The 20,931-nt window shown below is 61.7% G+C and carries 23 protein-coding genes; 7 read left to right on the top strand and 16 right to left on the bottom strand.

The annotated features are described in order from the left end of the window. Nucleotides 1–126: 126 nt before the first annotated feature. Nucleotides 127–1,206, bottom strand: a complete 1,080-nt coding sequence (locus HWE17_RS05575; RefSeq protein WP_176388096.1) for a DUF475 domain-containing protein — start codon at nucleotides 1,204–1,206, stop codon at nucleotides 127–129. Nucleotides 1,207–1,323: 117 nt separating this feature from the next. On the opposite strand from HWE17_RS05575, the gene nhaR reads away from it, so the two are divergent. From nhaR to HWE17_RS05555, 4 genes are all read left to right on the top strand, one after another. Then, nucleotides 1,324–2,238 carry a transcriptional activator NhaR gene (nhaR, locus tag HWE17_RS05570; protein WP_176388095.1) on the top strand — a complete coding sequence of 305 codons (915 nt, stop codon included), beginning with the start codon at nucleotides 1,324–1,326 and terminating at the stop codon, nucleotides 2,236–2,238. Between the two features lie 123 nt (nucleotides 2,239–2,361). Beyond that, the gene (locus HWE17_RS05565) at nucleotides 2,362–3,705 is read left to right on the top strand and encodes an MFS transporter (protein WP_176388094.1); all 1,344 of its coding nucleotides are present in this window, start codon (nucleotides 2,362–2,364) and stop codon (nucleotides 3,703–3,705) included. A gap of 86 nt (nucleotides 3,706–3,791) precedes the next feature. Continuing rightward, nucleotides 3,792–4,463 carry a suppressor of fused domain protein gene (locus HWE17_RS05560; protein ID WP_176388093.1) on the top strand — a complete coding sequence of 224 codons (672 nt, stop codon included), beginning with the start codon at nucleotides 3,792–3,794 and terminating at the stop codon, nucleotides 4,461–4,463. 87 nt (nucleotides 4,464–4,550) lie between these two features. Next, entirely contained in the window at nucleotides 4,551–5,891 is a 1,341-nt protein-coding gene (locus tag HWE17_RS05555) for a hemolysin family protein (protein WP_035828641.1), read from the top strand. Here HWE17_RS05555 and HWE17_RS05550 read toward each other — a convergent pair. Genes HWE17_RS05550 through HWE17_RS05525 form a run of 6 tightly spaced genes read right to left on the bottom strand, consistent with a single transcriptional unit; the run spans nucleotide 5,888 to nucleotide 11,008 of the window. Then, nucleotides 5,888–6,967 carry an AI-2E family transporter gene (locus tag HWE17_RS05550; RefSeq protein WP_176388092.1) on the bottom strand — a complete coding sequence of 360 codons (1,080 nt, stop codon included), beginning with the start codon at nucleotides 6,965–6,967 and terminating at the stop codon, nucleotides 5,888–5,890. The two genes, HWE17_RS05555 and HWE17_RS05550, sit on opposite strands and share 4 nt — an antisense overlap. A gap of 42 nt (nucleotides 6,968–7,009) precedes the next feature. Further along, a complete protein-coding gene (locus tag HWE17_RS05545; RefSeq protein ID WP_176388091.1) occupies nucleotides 7,010–7,603 on the bottom strand; it encodes an SCO family protein in 594 nt (197 codons plus the stop codon). Further along, nucleotides 7,600–8,499, bottom strand: a complete 900-nt coding sequence (gene cyoE / locus HWE17_RS05540; RefSeq protein ID WP_035824745.1) for a heme o synthase — start codon at nucleotides 8,497–8,499, stop codon at nucleotides 7,600–7,602. The genes HWE17_RS05545 and cyoE overlap by 4 nt, the downstream gene beginning before the upstream one ends. Continuing rightward, on the bottom strand, nucleotides 8,500–9,675 hold the full coding sequence (locus HWE17_RS05535; RefSeq protein ID WP_176388144.1) for a heme A synthase: 1,176 nt from the start codon (nucleotides 9,673–9,675) through the stop codon (nucleotides 8,500–8,502). It lies immediately after the preceding gene. Nucleotides 9,676–9,693: 18 nt separating this feature from the next. Continuing rightward, entirely contained in the window at nucleotides 9,694–10,323 is a 630-nt protein-coding gene (locus HWE17_RS05530; RefSeq protein WP_176388090.1) for a cytochrome C oxidase subunit I, read from the bottom strand. After that, nucleotides 10,304–11,008: an SURF1 family protein gene (locus HWE17_RS05525; protein ID WP_369681706.1), complete on the bottom strand. Its 705-nt coding sequence runs from the start codon at nucleotides 11,006–11,008 to the stop codon at nucleotides 10,304–10,306. Before HWE17_RS05525 ends, HWE17_RS05530 begins: the two co-directional genes overlap by 20 nt. A gap of 78 nt (nucleotides 11,009–11,086) precedes the next feature. Here HWE17_RS05525 and HWE17_RS05520 point away from each other — a divergent pair, with 78 nt between their 5' ends. Next, on the top strand, nucleotides 11,087–11,287 hold the full coding sequence (locus tag HWE17_RS05520) for a twin transmembrane helix small protein (RefSeq protein WP_034748996.1): 201 nt from the start codon (nucleotides 11,087–11,089) through the stop codon (nucleotides 11,285–11,287). 124 nt (nucleotides 11,288–11,411) lie between these two features. Here HWE17_RS05520 and HWE17_RS05515 read toward each other — a convergent pair whose 3' ends face one another. The 7 genes from HWE17_RS05515 to HWE17_RS05490 all read right to left on the bottom strand — a co-directional run bounded on the left by HWE17_RS05515 (nucleotide 11,412) and on the right by HWE17_RS05490 (nucleotide 17,462). Further along, on the bottom strand, nucleotides 11,412–12,272 hold the full coding sequence (locus HWE17_RS05515; RefSeq protein WP_099403386.1) for a cytochrome c oxidase subunit 3: 861 nt from the start codon (nucleotides 12,270–12,272) through the stop codon (nucleotides 11,412–11,414). A 40-nt stretch (nucleotides 12,273–12,312) separates the two neighbouring features. Beyond that, entirely contained in the window at nucleotides 12,313–12,519 is a 207-nt protein-coding gene (locus HWE17_RS05510; protein WP_034749002.1) for a DUF2970 domain-containing protein, read from the bottom strand. Between the two features lie 9 nt (nucleotides 12,520–12,528). After that, the gene (locus HWE17_RS05505; RefSeq protein WP_099409817.1) at nucleotides 12,529–13,101 is read right to left on the bottom strand and encodes a cytochrome c oxidase assembly protein; all 573 of its coding nucleotides are present in this window, start codon (nucleotides 13,099–13,101) and stop codon (nucleotides 12,529–12,531) included. A 1-nt stretch (nucleotide 13,102) separates the two neighbouring features. Continuing rightward, on the bottom strand, nucleotides 13,103–13,219 hold the full coding sequence (locus tag HWE17_RS28500) for a cytochrome oxidase small assembly protein (RefSeq protein WP_216350353.1): 117 nt from the start codon (nucleotides 13,217–13,219) through the stop codon (nucleotides 13,103–13,105). Nucleotides 13,220–13,272: 53 nt separating this feature from the next. Beyond that, entirely contained in the window at nucleotides 13,273–14,877 is a 1,605-nt protein-coding gene (gene ctaD, locus HWE17_RS05500) for a cytochrome c oxidase subunit I (RefSeq protein WP_034784874.1), read from the bottom strand. A 13-nt stretch (nucleotides 14,878–14,890) separates the two neighbouring features. Next, a complete protein-coding gene (gene coxB, locus HWE17_RS05495) occupies nucleotides 14,891–16,099 on the bottom strand; it encodes a cytochrome c oxidase subunit II (RefSeq protein WP_176388088.1) in 1,209 nt (402 codons plus the stop codon). A gap of 466 nt (nucleotides 16,100–16,565) precedes the next feature. After that, nucleotides 16,566–17,462, bottom strand: coding sequence for a methyltransferase domain-containing protein (locus HWE17_RS05490; RefSeq protein WP_046683389.1), 897 nt, complete (start codon nucleotides 17,460–17,462; stop codon nucleotides 16,566–16,568). A gap of 84 nt (nucleotides 17,463–17,546) precedes the next feature. Between HWE17_RS05490 and HWE17_RS05485 the strand changes: the two genes are divergently transcribed. Together HWE17_RS05485 and trmL are read left to right on the top strand one after the other, a co-directional pair. Then, on the top strand, nucleotides 17,547–18,308 hold the full coding sequence (locus HWE17_RS05485; protein ID WP_176388087.1) for a ComF family protein: 762 nt from the start codon (nucleotides 17,547–17,549) through the stop codon (nucleotides 18,306–18,308). A gap of 27 nt (nucleotides 18,309–18,335) precedes the next feature. Next, nucleotides 18,336–18,806 carry a tRNA (uridine(34)/cytosine(34)/5-carboxymethylaminomethyluridine(34)-2'-O)-methyltransferase TrmL gene (gene trmL / locus HWE17_RS05480; protein ID WP_176388086.1) on the top strand — a complete coding sequence of 157 codons (471 nt, stop codon included), beginning with the start codon at nucleotides 18,336–18,338 and terminating at the stop codon, nucleotides 18,804–18,806. Between the two features lie 113 nt (nucleotides 18,807–18,919). Here the strand turns inward: trmL and HWE17_RS05475 are convergent, their stop codons facing one another. Together HWE17_RS05475 and HWE17_RS05470 are read right to left on the bottom strand one after the other, a co-directional pair. After that, nucleotides 18,920–19,669, bottom strand: a complete 750-nt coding sequence (locus HWE17_RS05475) for a hypothetical protein (RefSeq protein WP_176388085.1) — start codon at nucleotides 19,667–19,669, stop codon at nucleotides 18,920–18,922. A 17-nt stretch (nucleotides 19,670–19,686) separates the two neighbouring features. Next, nucleotides 19,687–20,910, bottom strand: coding sequence for a hypothetical protein (locus HWE17_RS05470; RefSeq protein ID WP_176388084.1), 1,224 nt, complete (start codon nucleotides 20,908–20,910; stop codon nucleotides 19,687–19,689). Nucleotides 20,911–20,931: the final 21 nt, after the last annotated feature.

The following is a 20,931-nucleotide window of genomic DNA, read 5'->3' as shown; positions in this document are numbered from 1 at the left end:
TATTTCTCCTATGTGGGTTGTATATGACCAAACACCTGGCGTCCTCCACCGGCCTGACTCCCCAGGCCGGCGGCGACGCTTGCTACAACTTGCCGACAAACGGGTGTAGCGTTTGTCACGCATTCTTTACACTGCCGTTGCCTTGCCCGCTTCCAGCACTTCCGTCTTGTCTTCTTCGAGGGCCATCCTGCGCTTGTAGCGGATCGACGACCACAGCGAGGCGAGAATGAAGGCCACGCCGATCAGACCCGTGAAGATCTCGGGAATGTGGAACTTCATGCTGACCAACATGATCACGGCCAGGATACCGATCGCATAGTGCGCGCCGTGCTCCAGATAAACGAACTCGTCGAGCGTACCCTTGCGCACCAGGAACACCGTCATCGACCGCACGAACATCGCGCCAATCGCCAGGCCCAGCATGATGATCACGACATCCTTGGTGATGGCAAACGCGCCGATCACGCCGTCAAAGCTGAACGAAGCGTCGAGCACTTCCAGGTACAGGAAGCCGCCAATACCGCCGCGCTTGATGATGTCGCCCATGTTGCCGTCGCCGTTATCGCCTTCCAGCAAGCCGCTGATCACATCGACGCCCACGTAGGTCAAAATACCCCACAGGCCGGCCGTCAGCACCACCAGTTTCTGGCCTTCTTCGATCATCGACAGGCTGACCATCAGGGTGCCCAGCGCGATCATCACGGAAATCGAGGAGATCTTGCCCAGCGCGCCCAGTTTTTCTTCAATACGGCCCAGCCAGTGCGTTTCTTTTTCCGAGTCCAGCAGGAAGTTCAGGAACACCAGCAACAGGAAGATGCCGCCAAAAGCCGCCACTTCCGCATGGTGATTCGTCAGGTGCATCGAATACTGTTCCGGATTGCTCAGGGCCAGATTCCATACTTCCATCAAGCCCAGGTCCGCCGCTTGCGCCACGATGACCAGCGGGAACAGCAGACGCATGCCGAAGACGGCGATGATAATGCCGACGCCGAGGAACAGGTTCTGCCAGAACTTGTCCCAGTTCTTCAGCACCGAGGCATTGACCACCGCGTTGTCAAACGACAGCGAGACTTCCATCACGCCCAGGATCACCGCTATGCCCAATGCCGACAGCATGGTCGACACGCCACCGTGCGTGTAACCCCACCAGGCGGAAATGCCCAGGCAGATAAATGTCACTAGAAATGACACTCTGAAATGTTTCATCGATAGTTCCCCGTTATCCAAATTCAATGGAAGGTAGTATAAGGACATGTGACACATTTAAAAATAGAAGATAATGGAAGTATTACTTCGTAAAAACAGAAGATAGAGGATGCAGCGATGAAAACCACGGGTTTTAATTACCGCCATTTGTACTTCTTTTGGGTGGTCGCCAAGGAAGGCGGCGTGACGCGCGCGGCCGAACGCCTGGGACTGGCCGTGCAAACCATCAGCACACAGCTGGCCCTGCTGGAAAAGGAACTGGGCAAGTCCCTGCTGCAGCCGCAGGGACGGCGCTTGGTGCCGACGGAAGCGGGCCGTCTGGCGCTCGGCTACGCGGACCAGATTTTCTTGCTGGGCGAACAGATGCAGGAAGCGCTGGCCGACACCGACGCGGAAAAGATGCGCCTGACGGTGGGCATTTCCGATTCCCTGCCGAAACTGATGGCCTACCGCATGCTTGACGCCACGCGCAGCCTGGACCAGCCCATCAAGCTCGTGTGTCTGGAAGACGAGTTCGAATCGCTGCTGGCCGACCTGGCCCTGCACAAGCTGGACCTGGTCTTGACGGACCGCGCCGTGCCGGCCGGCGCCAGCCTGCGCGTGTCCAGCCACCTGTGGGGAGAAAGCGCCATGAAGCTGTTCGGCATCCCCGCGCTGGCGGAACAGTACCGCGACAACTTCCCGCACAGCCTGCACGGCGCCCCGTTCCTGCTACCCGCGCGCAACAACGCCTTGCGCGGACGCATCGACGAATGGATGGTGCAGCAAGGCGTACGTCCCGACGTGGTCGGCGAATTCGAGGACAACGCCATGCTCAACGCGTTTGGCCGCAAGGGCCTGGGCCTGTTTTTCGCGTCCGCCAGCCTGGCGGCCGATATCGAGGAACAATTCGGCGCCGTGCTGGTCGGCGACGCCTCGTCCCTGCGCGAGCAGTTTTATGTGATTTCCAACGAGCGCAAGATCATGCATCCGGCACTGGACGTAATCCTAGCGGCCATCCAAGGGACGACAAATATTCACAAGGAAACCTGATAAATCCATTCGAAAATAACGTTTGAATAATCAATCAAAAGCGATTGTAATAAAGCCTGAGACAAACACGCGCCCATCCCTCGCCGGCAGGGCGCGATCACCATAAAAAACAGGAGCGGCACCATGTCCACGGCAGGCAAGACGATCGATATTCCCGATCTCATAAATAACAACAAGATCGGCTCCTTCCAGATCGGCATGCTGATCCTGTGCGGACTGTGCGTCATCATGGATGGCTTCGACGTGCAGGCGATGGGTTACGTGGCGCCCGCCATCATTGCCGACTGGCATGTGAGCAAGGCCAACCTGGGTCCCGTGTTTGGCGCGGGCCTGCTGGGCATGCTGGTCGGCTCGCTCGTCTTCAGCATCACGGCCGACAAATTCGGCCGCCGTCCCGTGCTGATCGGCTCGACCATCTTCTTTTCGCTGTGCATGCTGGTCACGCCGCTGGCCACCACCATCGAGCAATTGCAGCTGATCCGTTTCATCACGGGACTGGGCCTCGGTGCCGTGATGCCGAACGCCATGGCGCTGGCTGGCGAATACAGCCCGCTGCGCAAGAAAGTCACCCTGATGATGCTGGTCTCGTGCGGCTTTACCCTGGGCGCCGTGCTGGGCGGATTATTGTCCGCCGCGCTGATTCCCGCCTTCGGCTGGCAATCCGTGTTTTACGTGGGCGGCGTGGTGCCGTTGGTGATCGGCGTGCTGATGTTCTTCCTGCTGCCGGAATCGATGCAATTCCTGGTGCTGAAAAAACGCAAGCTGGACAAGGTCGCGCAGTGGCTCAAACGCATCGATCCTACCGTCAACATAACGGCCGACACGCAATACGTCGTGCATGAAAAGGAACACAAGGGCGCGCCCGTGCTGCAATTGTTTACGGGCGGCCGCGCCAAGATGACGATTTTGTTGTGGGTCATCAACTTCATGAACTTGCTGAACCTGTATTTCCTGTCGAACTGGCTGCCGACCATTGCCAAGGAAGCGGGCTTGTCGACGGCGAACGCCGTGCTGGCCGGCACGGCCCTGCAAGTGGGCGGCACCATCGGTACCCTCGTCATGGGCCAGCTGATCGACCGCTCGAGCTTCCGCCGCATCCTGCTGCCGTGCTTCCTCGTTGCCGCCGTGGCCATTGCCCTGATCGGCCGTCCGGACGTGTCGCTGGCCTTCCTCTTCATCACGATCTTCATCGCCGGTTTTTGCGTGGTGGGCGGCCAGCCGGCCGTCAACGCCCTGGCGGCCAGCTACTATCCGACCACCCTGCGCTCGACGGGCATCGGCTGGAGCCTGGGCATCGGACGCATCGGCTCCATCATCGGCCCCGTGCTCGGTGGCGAACTGATCCGCCTGAACTGGCCCAACAGCACGATTTTCCTCGTCGTCGCCATCCCCGCCATCGTCTCGGCCGTCATGGTCTTTGCCATGCGCGGCGGGCCGCAAGCGGCCCCCGCCAAGGTAGCGGCCTGAGGCCGGCGCATCGGCCAGTTCAAGCGTACGCCGTCACAAAGTTGCATGTTTTATACTCAAATACTCATCCATTTCAGTGTACCGACATGACCAACCTTGCCAATGACGGCGCCGCAAGCAGCCTTCTGGAAACAGCCTGGGCCCAGCGCGAAGAAACACTCTACAAAACCCTGTTCGGGGACCTGGGTCCGGGCATCTATCCGCTCAGCATGTCCCTGTTTGAAGAGCTGTTCAACTGCACGCAAGTCGATCCGCGCTGGCTGCATATCGGCGTGTTCGAATGCCCGCCGACACCCGCGCGGCCGCATTGGGCCTACGTGTCGTCGGGCCTGTCCAATCCATGGGAACCGGATGAAGATGAGGAATGGACGGGACTGGGCCGCGAACTGCTGCTGGAATGCCCGCAACAGTCGCCATGGGCGCTGGCGCTGGTGCGCAGGTTCGCCGCTTACCAGATGCTGCTGGCGGCTGGCCGCTTCGGCGACCAGGAACCGCTGGACGCCTGGGACCGCATGTCCGTTGGCGGCCCCATCGATGGCCAGCAGTCCGCGCTGAGCGCCATCATCATGGTGCCCAGCGAACATTACCCGGAAGAATACCAATTGGTCTCGGGAAAATTTGCCTTCCTGCAGATTATCGGCCTCAGCGCCGCCGAACTGGCGCATGGCCGCGCGCACGACTTCGGGGACTTGTTGCAGACGCTGGGCGAACAGGGCGCCGCGCCGCTGGTGGACGCCACACGCCGCAGCATCGTGTAAAACCGCAGGGCCGATTTGCCGGAAATTAGCATACTGCGCCCTTCGTCGTTTAAGATGTCGTTTTACCAGCCCATCTTCTGCGCCCCCATGCACAATGTCTTGCTAGTCCTGCTCGCCCTCTTCCTGGTCGCGCTGAACGGTTTTTTTGTTGCCGCCGAGTTTGGCATCGTCACCTTGCGGCGCACACGCATCCGCGCCATCGCCAAGACACAAGGGCTGCGGGGCCGCATCCTGGCCAAGGTGCATGGCCAGCTGGACGCCTACCTGTCCGCCTGCCAGCTGGGCATCACGCTGGCGTCGCTGGGCCTGGGCTGGGTCGGCGAGCCGGCGTTTGCCGGCTTGCTGGAGCCGCTGTTCGGCGCCATCGGCGTCACCTCGCAAGAGCTGATCCACGGCGTTTCCTTCGTCGTCGCCTTCAGCGTGATTTCCTTCCTGCATATCGTCGTGGGCGAACTGGCGCCCAAATCGATGGCCATCCGCAACCCGGAAGCCGTCGGCCTGTGGAGCGCGATTCCCCTGTACGGCTTTTACTGGGCCATGTACCCGGCCATCTACCTGCTCAACGCCAGCGCCAACTGGGTGCTGCGCATGGCGGGCCTGTCCGGCAAGGGCGGCCACGACGCCCATTACTCGTCCGAAGAGCTGAAACTGATCCTGCGCACCAGCCAGCCGGGCGAAAAGTTTACGCGCGACGAGCGCAACATCCTGGCCCAGTCGCTGGATTTCGAACAGATGACGGTGTCGGACCTGATGCGCCCGATCAATGAAGTGATCGCCCTGCACGCTTCAAACACCCTGGAAGAAAATCTCGACACGGTGCTGCGCAACCGCTTCAGCCGCTATCCGTATTTCGACATGAATGAAGACGACGTGCTGGGCGTGGTGCACTTGAAAGACCTGTTCTTTGCCCAGCAGGCGGGCAAACCGATCGCCTCGCTCACGCCGTTTTTGCGTCCCGTCGACATCATTTCCGCGCGTACGCCGGCATTGGAACTGTTCCGCCGCTTCCGTGACGGCGCGCCGCACTTCGCGCTGATCGGCGAAAAGGGCAAGCGCCCGCTGGGTTTCATCACGCTGGACAACTTGCTCGGCGCCATGGTCGGCGAAATCCGCGACGAATTCCGCCGCAATGAAAACGACTGGCTCAAGCAAAGCGACGGCACCCTGATCGGCAAGGCCAGCCTGCCCATCTTCTCGCTCGAACGCATCCTCGGCATCGATATCGAAAACGAGGAACTGGGCCTGGACGACGTGGAATCGGTGGGCGGCTTGATCATGGTCAAGCTCGGTGACATTCCGAAGCAGGGCCAGCGCATCACCTTTGTCGACTTCGACATCGTCGTCAAGAAGATGAACGGGCCCCGCATCGTGCTCATCAAGGTGATCCCGAAACAGGAACGCGACCTCGATGCGGACTTACGCGATTAATCTTTTTTCAAGGTAATCGTATCTTTTCCCTGTGGCACGGTGGTCTCTCCCACCGTCCACGTTTGCAGCAAGCTGTACAGCACCGCCAGCAGGGTCGGACCGATAAAGATACCGACGAAGCCGAAGGCCAGCACACCGCCCAGCACGCCGAGCAGCACCAGCAAAAAAGGCAGGCTGCTGCCGCGGCTGATCAGCATGGGTTTCACCACGTTATCCACGCCGCTGATCAGCAGCGCGCCCCACACCAGCATGAAAATGCCCCAGCCCGTCTGGCCGTCATTGAACAGCCAGATGGCGGCGCCGCCCCAGAACAGGGGCGGCCCGACAGGAATCAGCGAAAAGATGAAGGTGGCCACGCCCAAGAGCGCCACGGCCGGCACACCGGCAATCAGAAAACCCACCACGGCCACCAGCGCTTGCGCCAGCGCCGTGCCCAGCAAGCCGTACATGACGCCGCGCACGGTGCGGCTGATGGTCAGGCCCACGCCAGGCGCGCTGTCGCCGATGATGCGGCCGGCGCCCGTCATCAGGGCGCGGCTCAGCTGCTGGCCATCGCGGTAGAGGAAGAAGCTGACGAACACGGCCAGGCTGGTCTGCGCCAGGCCCGTGCCCAGCAGGATGCCGCCCGAGGCGAGGAAGTGGCGCGCCGGTTCCAGCATGGTCTTGCCTAAATTGAGTAATTCCTCGCGGTCAGCGAGCAGGCGTTCCACGTAGCCAGCGATGGTTTCGCCCACCACGGGAATGCTGGCCAGCCAGGCCGGCGGGTGCAGGCCGCCCGATTCCAGCGCCGCGCGCAGCTGTTCATAGATGCGCGACACATTGTCGGCCAGGTTGTAGGTGACGAGGGCCAGCGGCAGCACGATGACGAGCAGCAGCGACAGGGTCATGATGGCGGCCGCCCAGTTGCGCCGGCCTTTCAGGCGGTCCAGCAGGAGGATGTACAAAGGCCAGCTGGAAATGCCCACGCAGGCGGCAAACAGCATGGCGGCGAGGAAGGGCCGCAAGACGAAAAAGCAGCCGATCAACAAGAAGATGATGGCTGCCAGGCGGGCGTGCGGCTCGAAACGTTTGTCCATGTACTGCATATCCTGAAGATGGCGCCCTGAGGCGCGACCGGGTCAGGATAGCAGAAGTTTAAGATCGTGCGCGATGGCGGCGGGCTTTTCGCCGTGGCGCACGAACAGGCGAATCTTGCCTTCGCGGTCAAAGACATAGGTGCCGGCCGTGTGGTCGACCGTGTAGCTGCTGTCCGTCTCGCCCTCGACCTTGGCGTAATACACCTTGAATTCCTTGGCCACCCTGGCCGTCGCGGCCGCGTCGCCATACAGGCCGACGAAACGCTTGTCGAAGGCGGGCACGTACTGCGCCAGCAAGGCTTGCGTGTCGCGCTCGGGGTCGACCGTGACGAACAGCACTTGCACCTGCTCCGCCTGCGGACCCATTTCCTGCATCACCTGGGCCATGTCGGCCATGGTGGTGGGGCACACGTCCGGGCATTGCGTGTAGCCGAAGAACATCAGCACCAGCTTGCCCTTGTAGTCGGCCAGAGTGCGCGGGTGGCCCGTGTGGTCCGTCAGCGCAAATTCGCGCGCATAGCCGAGGCCCGTCACGTCCGTGTTCTTGAAGGCCAGCTTGGGCGCGGCAGGCTTGCCGCAGCCGGCCAGGACGGCGACCAGCGCGGCCGCCAACAACAGAGTCAGGGTTTTTTTCATGTGCCGAGGGGAATGTAGTGGTCGACCAGCAAAGCCGCGAACAGCAAGGCCAGGTAGATGATGGAAAACGTAAAGGCTTTGCGCGCGATCAAGTCCGTGTAGTGGCGGTACATCTTCCACGCGTAGTACAGGAAGCCGGCGTTGAGCACCACGGCCGACGCCAGGTAGATCAGGCCGCTCATGCGCACGGCGTACGGCAGCAAGGTGGTGGCGGCCAGCGCGATCGAGTACAGCCAGACGTGAAATTGCGTGAATTGCATGCCGTGCGTGACGGGCAGCATGGGCAAGCCCGAGCGCGCGTAATCATCGCGGCGGTACATGGCCAGGGCCCAGAAATGCGGTGGCGTCCAGACAAAAATGATCAGCACCAGCAGCCACGCCTGCATCGGCACGTCGTTGGCGACGGCGGCCCAGCCCAGCGCGGGCGGCATGGCGCCGGACAGGCCGCCGATGACGATGTTTTGCGGGGTGGCGGGTTTGAGCACCATGGTGTAGATCAGGGCATAGCCGACAAAGGTGACAAAGGTCAGCCACATGGTCAGCGGATTGACGAGGTGATACAGAATCGCCATGCCCAGGCCGCCGATCACCAGCGCGAACACCACCGTCTGTTTCACCGTGATGTCGCCCATGGCCATCGGGCGGCGCGCCGTGCGGGCCATGCGTGCATCGATCTCGCGCTCGGCCAGGCAATTGACGGCAAACGCGGCGCCGGCCAGCAGCCAGATGCCGATGGTGCCGAACACCACCGCGTGCCAGTCCGGCAACTCCTCGCTGGCCAGGAACATGCCGATGACGGCGCAAAACACGGCCAGTTGCGTCACGCGGGGCTTGGTCAGCGCCCAATACTGGGCGATGCGGGGGGATGGTTTACGGCTGATGGTCTGAGTAGTCATTTATGCGGTACGGGAAGAACTGGCTTGTGCCGAGGGCACTGGCGCGGAGGCGCAAGCGCGCTTAACATTGCGCGCTACATCGAGTTGGAATTTAGCCTTGTAGTTTAACATGGTCAGCAATAACACGAGCAGCGCCGCCCCGCCGTTATGCATGACGGCAATCGACAAGGGCCAGCTCAGGTAAATCGTCGCCAGGCCCGTGGCCGCCTGCAGGGCCAGCACCAGCGCCACCCAGCGTGCCGTGCCGCGCAAGGACGGCAGCTTCCATGCGCGAAACACGGTATAGCCGATGCCGGCCACCACGATGAAGGCGAAGTTGCGGTGCACCCAGTGGATGGCCGTCAGCGCGGAAAACGGCAAGTAGTGGCCGGCGGCCGTCTTGCCCAGCTCGCGCCACAGATGGAAACCATGCTCGAAATCCATCTCTGGAATCACTTTCCCGCCGCACAGGGGGAAATCCGTGCAGGCCAGGGTGGCGTAGTTGGTGCTCACCCAGCCGCCCAGCGCGATCTGCACGGTCAACAGCACGAGTGAAAAGATGGCCAGCGCACGCACGGGGCGCAGCACGGACTCTTCCGCATCGGCGCGCAGCAGGGGCTGGACGGCATGGTCCTGGCGCCCGCCCAGCCACGTCAGCATGGCCAGCAAGCCCATGCCCAGCAACAAGTGGATGGTGACGATCACCGGCTGCAGTTTCAGGGTGACCGTCCAGGCGCCGAACGCGCCCTGCAGGCAGACGAACAGAAACAGCGCCGTCGGCAGCGCCGGGGCGAATTCCGCGCGTTTGCTTTTCCTCCACTGGCGCCACGCCTGCACCATCATCGCCACGATCAAGACGCCGATGGCCATGGCCAGGTAGCGGTGCGTCATTTCGATCCATGCTTTCACCACCGTCACGGGGCCCGTCGGCATCAGGGTTTCCGCCGCGACGATGTGCTCGTGTGCAAGGAAAGGATTGGCAGAACCATAGCAGCCGGGCCAGTCAGGACAGCCGAGGCCGGAATCGGACAAACGCGTAAAACCGCCAAACATGATCAGGTCAACCGTCAAAAAGACGGCGATCCATACGAGCTTGCGGTATTTATTGGCGTCCGCGGACACCCAGACCATGGTCAATGGCAGCAGCGCCACCAGCAGACCCGTCAAGCCCAGCTGGGCCAGCGCGGAGAGATGCATCGTCGGCATGCAGACTCCTCAACCGATCGCCGAAGCTTTGAGCAGCTTGGCGATGTCTTTCTTGATCTTGTTCGGGTCCGCGTCTTTCGGGAAGCGCATCATCAGATTGCCCAGCGGATCGATCAGGTAGAAATGGTCGCTGGTCTTGCCGCCCGGCTCCACGGGCAGCCACGCTTTCAAGGCGTCGTTATTGACGCGCAGCATGCTGGTGCCATCGAATTCGCGCATCACCAGGGTGTCGAGCGGCTGGGCATCCGTCACCAGCCAGACTCTTTCCAGGCGCTCGCGCTCCTTGCCCTGCATCAGGCGCAGTTGTTGCATGTCAAACAATTGCTTCTTGCATGCCTCTTGGCAATCGGATGGCCCTGTCTGCAGCAGCACCCACTTGCCCTTGAATTGCGCCAGCGGCGACGCCTTGCCATCGAGTTCCGTCACCTGCAGCTGCGCTTCCGGTATCGGATGCAAACGCGGGTCGATCAGGGTGCCATAGTTGTTGCGGCCCGTGGGCTTGATGATGTAATACGTGAAATACGAGGCGATGATGGGAAACGCGCACACGGCCACGACGGCCAGCAGTTTCCAGCGTCCCGTATTTTGTGCCTGTTTATTGCTGCTGTCTTGCGTTGTTTCAGGGCTGTTTGTTTGCACGTCGAAATCCTGTAAAGACAAAAAATAGAAAAGCCATCAGTGCCAGTGCGTACCACTGGAATGCATAGCCGCGGTGCTTGTCGGCGCCCAGATCCGGCGCCGGCCAGTCGCGCACGGGAAGCTGGCTGGACGCAGGTGCCGTTGCTCCGTCGACTGTTTGTTCGAGAATGAAAGGCTGCAAGACCAGGCCGCTGGCCTGTGCCAGCTGGCCGATATTGGCATTTTGCACGATGGCGTGCGGCGCCAGGGCCGGCGCCGTGCCCAGCTCCATCACATGGCCCGCGTTCAGGCGCGCGATGCCGCTAATGGTGACGGTGCCGGCCGGTGTCGTGTAATCGGGAATGCGCGTGCGCTCGGCATTGTTGCGCGGCAGCCAGCCTTGCGCCACGAGAACGTGCATGGCTGAACCGTCGATCTGGAATGGCGTGAGCACATGAAAGCCGGCCTGGCCCTTGTAGGGGCGGTTGTCCAGGTACACCGTCCAGGCGGGCACGAAATGGCCCGTGACGGTAACGCGGCGATATTCGATCGCTTGCGCATCGCTCGGCAGCATGGGCACGGCCGCCAATGCCAGCGGAGCGGCCAGGTTGCCCGCGTCCAGCCGGGCGGCGCGGGCGACTTTTTCATCACCACGGCGCTGCTGCCATTGCGCCAGCGACACGCCCAGCGCCACCAGTAGCAGCATTACAACAAATGGAATCCATCTAAAATGGAAGCGGATACGCATTACAATGAAACCTCCTCAAGCCTGGCGCTACCATCCATGAAAATCCTCGTTGCCATTGCCTTCATCCTGATCCTGGGCAGCCTGGGCTCGGCCCTGTTCTTCCTCATGCGCGACAAGGGCAAGAGCAACCGCACCGTGCAGGCGCTGGCCCTGCGCGTGGGCTTGTCGATCACCCTGTTCCTGCTGATCCTGCTGGCGCACAAGCTCGGCTATATCCAGCCGACGGGCATTCATTAAGGGCCGACATTGCCTGATTGGCAAATTCTTCACACTAAGAAAAAAGCCGTACCCAGGATGTCCCGGTACGGCTTTTTTTTATGGTGCCGGCGCACGCATCAACCGCGCGCGCCCTGCCCCGCCATTATAACCAATACACGACCACGTACAGGCCCAGCCAGACGACGTCGACAAAGTGCCAGTACCAGGCGGCGCCTTCGAAGCCGAAGTGGTGTTCAGGGGTAAAGTGGCCTTTCAGCACGCGGTACAGGATGACGGACAGCATGATGGCGCCCAGGGTCACGTGGAAGCCGTGGAAGCCCGTCAGCATGAAGAAGGTGGCGCCGTAAATGCCGGACGTCAATTTCAAGTTCAGTTCGCTGTAGGCGTGCATGTACTCGTAGACCTGGAAGCCCATGAAGATGGCGCCCAGCAAGATCGTGGCGAACAGGAACAGGGCCGTCATGCCGCGGTGGCCGGCGCGCAGCGCGTGGTGCGAGATGGTCAACGTGACGCCAGACAGCAGCAGTAAGGCCGTATTGATGGTCGGAATCCAGAACGGCGTCATGGTGGTGAATTCCTGCACCGTGCCGGCGGGACCAGTATTGCCCCAGTGGGCCGCGAAATCGGGCCAGATCACCTTGTGGTCGAGGTCGGCCAGCCATGGCATCGAGATGCTGCGCGCATAGAACAGGGCGCCGAAGAAGGCGGCGAAGAACATGACTTCGGAAAAGATGAACCAGCTCATGCTCCAGCGGAAGGAGTGGTCGATGCGCTCGCTGTACAGGCCCTGCTCCGATTCGCTGATGGCGTCGCCGAACCAGAAATACAGCACCAGCAGGATGCCGGCCAGGCCGATGTAGTTCAGGTACGGGCCCCAGGAGACGTCGTTGACCCAGGCCGAGGCGCCGATCATGGTCAGCAGCAGGCTGGCGCCGCCCAGCATGGGCCAGCGCGACGGGCCGGGCACGAAATAATAAGGTACGGCGGCGTGGTTGGAACTCATCATCATCTCCTCAAAAACTTATAGGGTGGTTTTTTATAATTTATAAAACGACGAATTTAACAATTGAAATCAGGATGCCGATCAGGCAAGCCACCACCAGGAAGCCGGCGATGACGATGTGCACGGGGTTGAGCTTGGCCGAATCCGTGTCGAAATCGCTCTTGCGGCGCAAGCCTGTGAACGACCACACGACGGCCCGCAGCGAATACAGGAACGACGCTTTTTCAGGCTGCTTGGATTCGCCCATGCCACTCTCCTATTGGACGGCCGGCGTCTGAGCCTGGCTCAGACCGGCGATCTCGAAAAACGTGTACGACAGGGTGATGGTTTTCACCTCTTTCGGCAGGGCCGGATCGAGGAAGAACACCACCGGCATCTGCCGCGCCTCCTTCGGTTTCAAGGTCTGCTGCTTGAAGCAGAAACACTCGACCTTCTTGAAATGCGGCGTGGCGCTCTGCGGCGCATAGCTGGGAATGGCTTGCGCGTTGACGACGCGGTTTTGCGTGTTGACCACTTCATACATGACGGTCACCAGTTCGCCCGGATGCACCTGCATGCTCGACACGGTCGGGCGGAAGCGCCATGGCCCCTGCGCATTGCCGTCGAACTCGACGGTGATGCTGCGCGTCGTGTCGACCTGCGTATTGTTGTCGTAAGCTACCGTGCCATCTTTTTGCGTCAGCACGTTGATGCCCATCACTTCGCAAATCTGCTTGTAGACGGGAATCAGGGCATAGCCAAAGCCGAACATCAGCACGGCAATGACGAGCAGCTTGCCCAGCATCTTGCGGTTCAGGCCGCGTGTTTCCTGTTGGTGGGGCGTCGTCACGTCAGAGCCACATGCGCTTGACGAACACGGACAGGAAGAAGAAGGCCGCCAAGGCCCCCAGTATCAGCCCGGTACGCAGGTTGTTCGGTTTTTTACGCTCAGTTTTCACTTCGGTCATGACAGGCACTTTATTCAAGACGGGCCGCGCAACACGCCGGCCCGGGATACCCATTATTTCACTGTCGGCGGCGTTTCAAACGTGTGGAAAGGCGCCGGGCTCGGCACGGTCCATTCCAGGCCTTCCGCGCCTTCCCATGGTTTCGCTGGCGCAGCCTTGCCGCCGCGGATGGTCGGCAAGACCACGAAGAACAGGAAGTACACCTGCATCAGGCCAAAGCCGAAGCCGCCGATCGAAGCGATCATATTAAAATCCGTGAACTGCGCCGGATAGTCGGCGTAGCGGCGCGGCATGCCGGCCAGGCCCAGGAAGTGCATCGGGAAGAAGGTCACGTTGAACGTGATCAGCGACAGCCAGAAGTGGATCTTGCCGCGCGTCTCGTTGTACATGTGGCCCGTCCATTTCGGCGACCAGTAGTAGAAGCCGGCGAACAGGGCGAACAGCGAACCGGCCACCAGCACGTAGTGGAAATGCGCCACCACATAATAGGTGTCCTGCAGCTGGATGTCGATCGGCGTGACGGCCAGGATCAGGCCCGTGAAACCGCCCATGGTAAACACGAAGATGAAGCCGACCGAGAACAGCATCGGCGTCTCGAACGTCATGGAGCCCTTCCACATCGTGGCGATCCAGTTGAACACTTTGACGCCCGTCGGCACGGCGATCAGCATGGTCGCGTACATGAAGAACAGCTGGCTGGTCACCGGCATGCCGGTGGTAAACATGTGGTGCGCCCAGACGATGAAGGACAGGATCGCGATGGAAGCCGTGGCGTAGACCATCGACGCATAGCCGAACAGCGGTTTGCGGGCAAACGCGGGCAGGATCTGGGAGACGATGCCGAAGGCCGGCAGAATCATGATGTAGACCTCGGGGTGGCCGAAGAACCAGAAGATGTGCTGGTACATGACGGGGTCGCCGCCGCCTGCCGCGTTAAAGAAGGAGGTGCCGAAATGGCGGTCCGTCAGGGTCATGGTGATGGCGCCGGCCAGCACGGGCATGACGGCGATCAGCAGATACGCGGTAATGAGCCAGGTCCAGCAGAACATCGGCATTTTCATCAGGGTCATGCCAGGCGCGCGCATGTTCAGGATGGTGACGATGATGTTGATCGAGCCCATGATGGACGAGGCGCCCATCAGGTGCATGGCGAAAATCGCCATGTCCATGCCAGGGCCCATCTGCGTCGACAGCGGCGCATACAGGGTCCAGCCGGCAGCCGTGGCGCCGCCCGGCACGAGGAAGGACGTGGCCAGCAAGATCGCGGCCGGTGGCAGCAGCCAGAACGAGAAGTTGTTCATGCGGGCAAAGGCCATGTCGGACGCGCCCACTTGCAGCGGGATCATCCAGTTGGCGTAGCCGACGAAGGCCGGCATGATGGCGCCGAACACCATCACCAGGCCGTGCATGGTGGTCAGTTGATTGAAAAATTCCGGGTGAAAGAATTGCAAGCCTGGGTGAAACAGTTCCGTACGGATCATCAGGGCCAGCACGCCGCCCGACAGCAGCATGATGAACGAGAACCACAGGTACAAGGTACCGATATCCTTGTGGTTGGTGGCAAACAGCCAGCGGCGGTAGCCAGTCGGGTGGTCGTGGGCATGGTCGTGATCGTGACCGGCGTGATCCAAGGTGCTAGTGCTCGTGCTAGTACTCATATACGGCTCCTAATTACTTGCGTGCAGCCACGATTTCGGCTGGTTGAACGATGTTCTCTGCGGCCTTGTTCGACCAGGTATTGCGCGTGTAAGTGATCACTGCGGCAATTTCCGTGTCGGACAGCTGTTTCCAGGCTGGCATTTCAGCGGGATACTTGCCGCTCTTTTGCCCGTTCAGCAAGACGTGGATCTGTTCCGCTTTCGGACCGTTCACCACGGCCGAGCCGTCCAGCGGCGCGAACGCACCGGGCACGCCCTTGCCGGTCGCCTGGTGGCAGACCACGCAGTTGGCCGCATACACTTTCTCGCCCTTGACCTTCAATTCATCGATGGTCCACACCTTGCTTGGATCATCAGCCAATGCCGCCATTTCCTTTTGTTTTACATCAACCCAGGCCTTGTAATCTTCGTTTGACACGACCTTGACGACGATGGGCATGAAGGCGTGTTCCTTGCCGCACAGCTCGGCGCAATTGCCGCGGAAAGTGCCGATATGGTCAGCCTTGAACCAGGTGTCGCGCACGAAGCCGGGAATCGCATCCTGCTTGACGCCGAAGGCGGGCACGGACCAGGCGTGGATGACGTCGTTGGCCGTCAGCACCACGCGGATCTTCTTGTTGACCGGCACGACGACTTCGTTGTCGACTTCGATCAGGTAGTTTTCGCCGCGTTTTTCCGTCGGCGGCACGCCTGGCGCGCCCACTTGCGAGCGCGGCGTGGCCAGGTTGGAAAGGAAGGAAATGCCTTCGCCCTCGCCTTTCAGGTAGTCATAGCCCCATTTCCACTGCATGCCGGTGGCCTTGATGGTGATGTCGGCGTTCGAGGTATCTTTCATGCCGACGACGGTGCGCGTGGCAGGCAGGGCCATGCCGATGACGATCAGGAAAGGCACGACGGTCCAGGCGATCTCGACGGTGGTGCTTTCGTGGAAAGTGGCCGGCTTGTGGCCCAGGGACTTGCGGTGCTTGAAGATGGAATAGAACATGACGCCGAACACGGCCACGAAGATCACCAGGCAGATGATCATCATCAGGGTGTGCAAATCGTAGATTTCATGGGCGATCTGTGTCGCCGGCGGTTGCAGATTCATTTCGAACGGCACGGGACCGCCGGTGCCGGGATAGGTGCCGGCAGCCGGTGCCGCCGTGGCCCATCGCCCGATGCCAAACGCTGTCAAAGACAGCCCGAGCAGCAACGATTGAAGTCGCTTTGCATGTGTCATGTTTTCCCCAACCACCCAAAAAATAATGATATTTTAAACGGCTGCGGACTTCTCCGTACTGGACCGCTGCCGCTCCTCCATGAAAGCAACACGGCCAGAATGCGGCCATGTGCGTCAAGCACCAGCGAATTCCATGCTGGCTGCCGACGCCAAAACGCTGACGAACAACCATGCTGGAACCCTGTTTTTCTTCCCCACATCGAAATGGCCTCGTGTGGAAGATGGTTACTATACTAATGCAGTAACTTCGAATTCGTCTCGCTTTGTTTTTTTTATTTTGTATGCAGCCCTTGTTTTTTCTACTTAACAAGCTGACAAACAATCAACGATTATAATCAAGTAAACTTGAATCCATCAAGCAATAATCGGCTTTGTGCATGCCCTTCTCCCGGCCGCCGCGCGCTTTGCAACGCTTGCTGCAACATTAACGCGCGGATGGCGACCAAGTGTCGGTTTCTTTGCGCTTTTATTTGGGTTTGCGCGGCAAATCAAAGCGGATGATCGCCTCGCCATTGCGCGTCACGCGCGGCGCTGGACGGAAGGCGTGGCCATAGATCACCTCGAAACTCAGGCCCAGCTTGCCGTCGGGACGGCGCGTCTTTTCCAGCGCGGCCAGCATACGCTGCCAGGCCGCCTTGCCCATCAGGCCGCGCCGGCGCGTGGTCAGCGGGTTGCCGCCAAAGGCGCGCACGTCCGCCAGCAGTTTTTCCGCCGTATCGTAGGTCACCGTGATGATTTCCATGTCCAGCACGGGCGTGGAAAAGCCCGTCTCGACCAGCATGTCGCCAAAGTCGTGCATGTCGACAAAAGGCAAGGCGTGCGGATATAAATCGGCCTCGGCAAAGGCGTCGCGCACTTCGCGGAAGGTGTCGGGACCGAAACAGGAAAACATCAGCAAGCCATCGAGACGCAGCGCGCGCCGCCATTCGGCAAACACGCGGTCGGGTTGCGCATGCCAGTGCAGCGCCAAGTTGGACCACACGAGGTCGATGCTGCCCTGCGCCAGCGGCAAATCGCCGAGGTCGCCGCACAATAAATCCACGCCCGCCTTGGCCGGCAGCAGTTTGCTGAGGAACTGGTTCAGGCTCGCCAGTTTCGACGCGGGCGCGCGCGCCGCCTGCATCATCGCTTGCGCTGCATCGAGACCGATAATCTGCGCAGCGGGATAATCCTTTTGCAACTGCGCCAGATCCGCGCCCGGGCCGCAGCCGGCGTCCAGCACACGGTGCGGCGTGATTTTCACCAGCTCCAGGCGCTCGTGCATGCGTGCCGACACTTCGCGGCGCAGGAAGTCCGATGGCGCGACGCGCGCGGGACGGGAAAAGAAATCGCGTACTTGCACCGCATCGATGGGCGCACTCATTTTGGGTGGATTGGCGGGAACAGGCATGTTGAAACCGGTGAGGTGAGATAATGTCGGCAGTGTACATGGAACGACGCCATCGCGATGCGGACGGCCCCCCAACTTCGCCTTGAGGCCGCCTGGCAGGCGCTGCGGCTGTGGCTGGGCGCCACGGTGCTGCCGGCCCAGTGCGCGCTGTGCAGCATCGGCTGCCCGCAAGTGCTGTGCCCGCCCTGCCGCGCGCAATATCTGGGGCAAGGACGCGGACAACTGCGCCCCCGCTGCCGCCAGTGCGCCAATCCGCTCGACGATGTGGCAACGCTGTGCGGACGCTGTTTGCGCCACAGGCCTGCGTATGACGCCACCGTCACGGCGTTTGATTATGCGGCGCCCGTCGACCAGTTGCTGCTGCAACTGAAATTCGGCGCGCGCCTGGCGCTGGCGCCCCTGTTGGCAGAGCTGCTGTATGTTGCCATTCAGCAACAACCCGCTTGGGAGGCGCCGCAACTGCTATGTCCCGTGCCGCTGGGCCCGGCCCGGCTGGCCGAACGGGGTTTTAATCAGGCGCTGGAAATTGCCCGCCCGCTGGCGCGCCTGCTGGACGTCCCTTTACAGCCCCGCCTGGCGCTGCGCGTGCGCGACACCCGGGCGCAAAGCGGCGTGGCGCCGCAGGAACGGCAAGCCAACCTGGCGCACGCGTTCGCCATCGCGCCGGAACACGCGCCGTTATTGCAAGGGTGCCATGTGGGCATCGTCGACGACGTGATGAGCAGCGGCCATACCGTCAACGCGCTGGCGGCCGCCTGCAAGAGCGCAGGCGCGGCCAGGGTCAGCATACTGGTGGTGGCGCGCACGCCGCCGCATTGAATTAGTTATATATATGAGGAGAGCATTTTGTTTCACGTTGTTTTGGTAGAACCTGAAATCCCGCCCAACACGGGCAACGTCATCCGCCTGTGCGCGAACACGGGCGCGCAGCTGCATCTGGTCGAACCGCTGGGCTTTCCGCTCGACGATGCCAAGATGAAGCGCGCCGGCCTCGATTACCACGATTACGCCAAGATGAAGGTGCACAAGAACTGGGACGCGTTCCTGGCCGACACCCAGCCCGACCCGTCCCGCATGTTCGCCATGACGACGCGCGGCTCGCGCCCGTTCGGCGACGTGGCCTTCCTGCCGGGCGACGTATTCGTGTTCGGCTCGGAAACGAAAGGCCTGGACTCGGCCCTGCGCGACGGTTTTCCAGCGGAGCAACGCATCCGCCTGCCGATGCGCCCGGACAACCGCAGTTTGAATTTATCGAATACGGTGGCGGTCGTCGTGTATGAAGCGTGGCGCCAGCATGGCTACGCCGGTGGCGCGTAGGTCGGATTAGGCCCAAGGGGCCGTAATCCGACAACATTGTTGGCGTTAGTGGTGTTGTCGGATTACGCGGGGCTTTACCCCGCTAATCCGACCTACTCGTTTGCATACGGCGATCAGCGCAGCGCCAGCTGCGCGTCAACGCCCGTATCCGCATCCAACATCACCAGCTGCGTGCGCAAGTCGCGCGTGGCGGCCAGCTTGCCGTTGACGTACAGATTCGTCCTGACGCCATACACGCCTTGCGACACGCCTTCCGGAAAGGTCAGCTGGAACGAGTTTTCAAAGCGCCCGCCCGACTTGTTGTTGCTGGCCAAGGCCTTCGAGCCGGACTTGAATGGCTGGCCTTGCGGGTCGAGCACCACCAGCTCTTCGCGCACGTCGGTGACGCTTTGCGCGCTGCCGTTGACCAGCTCCACCACCGAATTGACCTTGAACGGCTGGCCGCGCTTGACGGTCGACGCGCTCAGCTGCGGCGTGTACGACACCACTTGCGGTTCGCGCGGCAGCGCGCCGCGCGTGCGGATGTAGTCGCGGTCCGCCTGCGCCGCCGTCTTGGTCTGGCGCGAATTGACATTGATGGCCAGGCAACCGGCCGCAGCCAGGCCGCCGCCGATGGCCGCGCCCTTCAGCGCAGCATTCTTGCCGCCCGCCAGCGCGCCCAGCAATGCCCCCACGGCTGCGCCGGCGGCAGCCGTCGCGCCCATGCTGCACGGGTCATCGTCCGTGGCCGCCTGGCTTCCACCTTGCGGATAGGAACCGTCCTGGCGCACGCCGTTCGGGCTCATCGGTGCCGTGGCGCAGCCGCCCAGCATGGCCGCGATGGTCAGCGCGGCAGCGGCGCGCACAGTGGTGTGATTCAGCATATTGACTCCCAGGATTGCTAATTGATCGTTGTTTCCGTCTGCAGCACTTGCCGTTCGCGCTCGCGGATGCGGCGCGACAGATTGTCGATGCGCGCATTGCCCGGATCGACGCGGCGCGCGCTTTCCAGATACGTCTTGGCCGCATCGAACTTGCCTTCCAGCAAAGAGCGCTCGGCATCGCGCAGGAACGATTGCGCCATCTCGTTGCGCATGGCCGCGCCGCTATCGACGGGCGACGTTTCCAGCGGACGGCGTTCGGCCACCGCTGAACGTTCGACCGCGTGCGCGGGCGCAGGTTCCTGCTGTGCCGGCGCCAACACGGGGGCCGGGGCTGGAACGGGTGTCGCGGGCGCCGACAGCGCCTGCACGTCGGCCTTCAACTGAGGCAATTCCACCGCTTCGCGGTCGATCGCTTCCAGCCTGGCGATGCCATTTTTTGCCGCCGTCGCATCCTTGCCGTCGAGCGCCTGGCGCACGCCCACCAGCACGGACGCGGCTGCCGCCTGCTGGCGCGCCAGCTGCTTGCGCAAGGAGTCGACGCTCGATGCGCCCGCGCAATCGGCGTCGAGCGCGGCGATGCCCTTGGCCGCGCTTTGCAATTGATGGCCGTCGATGGCGCGCTCGATGGAACGCACGCCGCGCTGGCAACCGCTGGACGCGGCGCCGGCCTTGCCGATGGCCGCCTGCAAATCGTCGGCCTTGGCGCTGGACTTGCCCGTACACACATTCTTCGCCGTCGCCAGCTTCTGGCGGGCGCCGTCCAGGCTGCCATCCGCCACAAGTTTCAAGCCGCTGTCGATGGCGTCGTTGCAGGCCGACTCATTCTTGCCGCCCGGCTTGCCGTTCATGTAGACGATCACCAAGGCCAGCACGGCAATGCCACCGAGCCAGCGCAGCCACTTGCGCGGCGGCGATGACCGTTCGGTTGACGCCGGTGGCGCTGCCGGCGTGGGCTTGGGCACGGCTTTCGGCTGGGCCGGCTGGGCCTGTTTCGCTGGCGCTGGCGCCGGTGGCGGCACGGATGCCGGTGCCGGTTTCGGTGGCGCTTTCGGCGCAGGCGCAGTCGCCACCGGCACAGGCGGCGGCTTGGGCGCTACTGGCGGCGGCACCGGTGCTGGCACAGGCAGCGGCGGCGGCACGGCCGCGGCTGGCCGGGCCGCGCCAGCCATCGCGTGACCGCAGTACGGACAATGGCTGACAACGGTCCACAGGCCCGTCTTGCATTTGTTACAGATATCCAAAACTAATCCTTCATTCCAACG

The sequence above is a fragment of the Janthinobacterium sp. BJB401 genome (assembly GCF_013372745.1).
Classification (GTDB): Bacteria; Pseudomonadota; Gammaproteobacteria; order Burkholderiales; family Burkholderiaceae_D; genus Janthinobacterium; species Janthinobacterium rivuli.
Note: the sequence above shows the minus strand (reverse complement) of the source record. Positions and strands in the feature narration are given on the sequence as shown.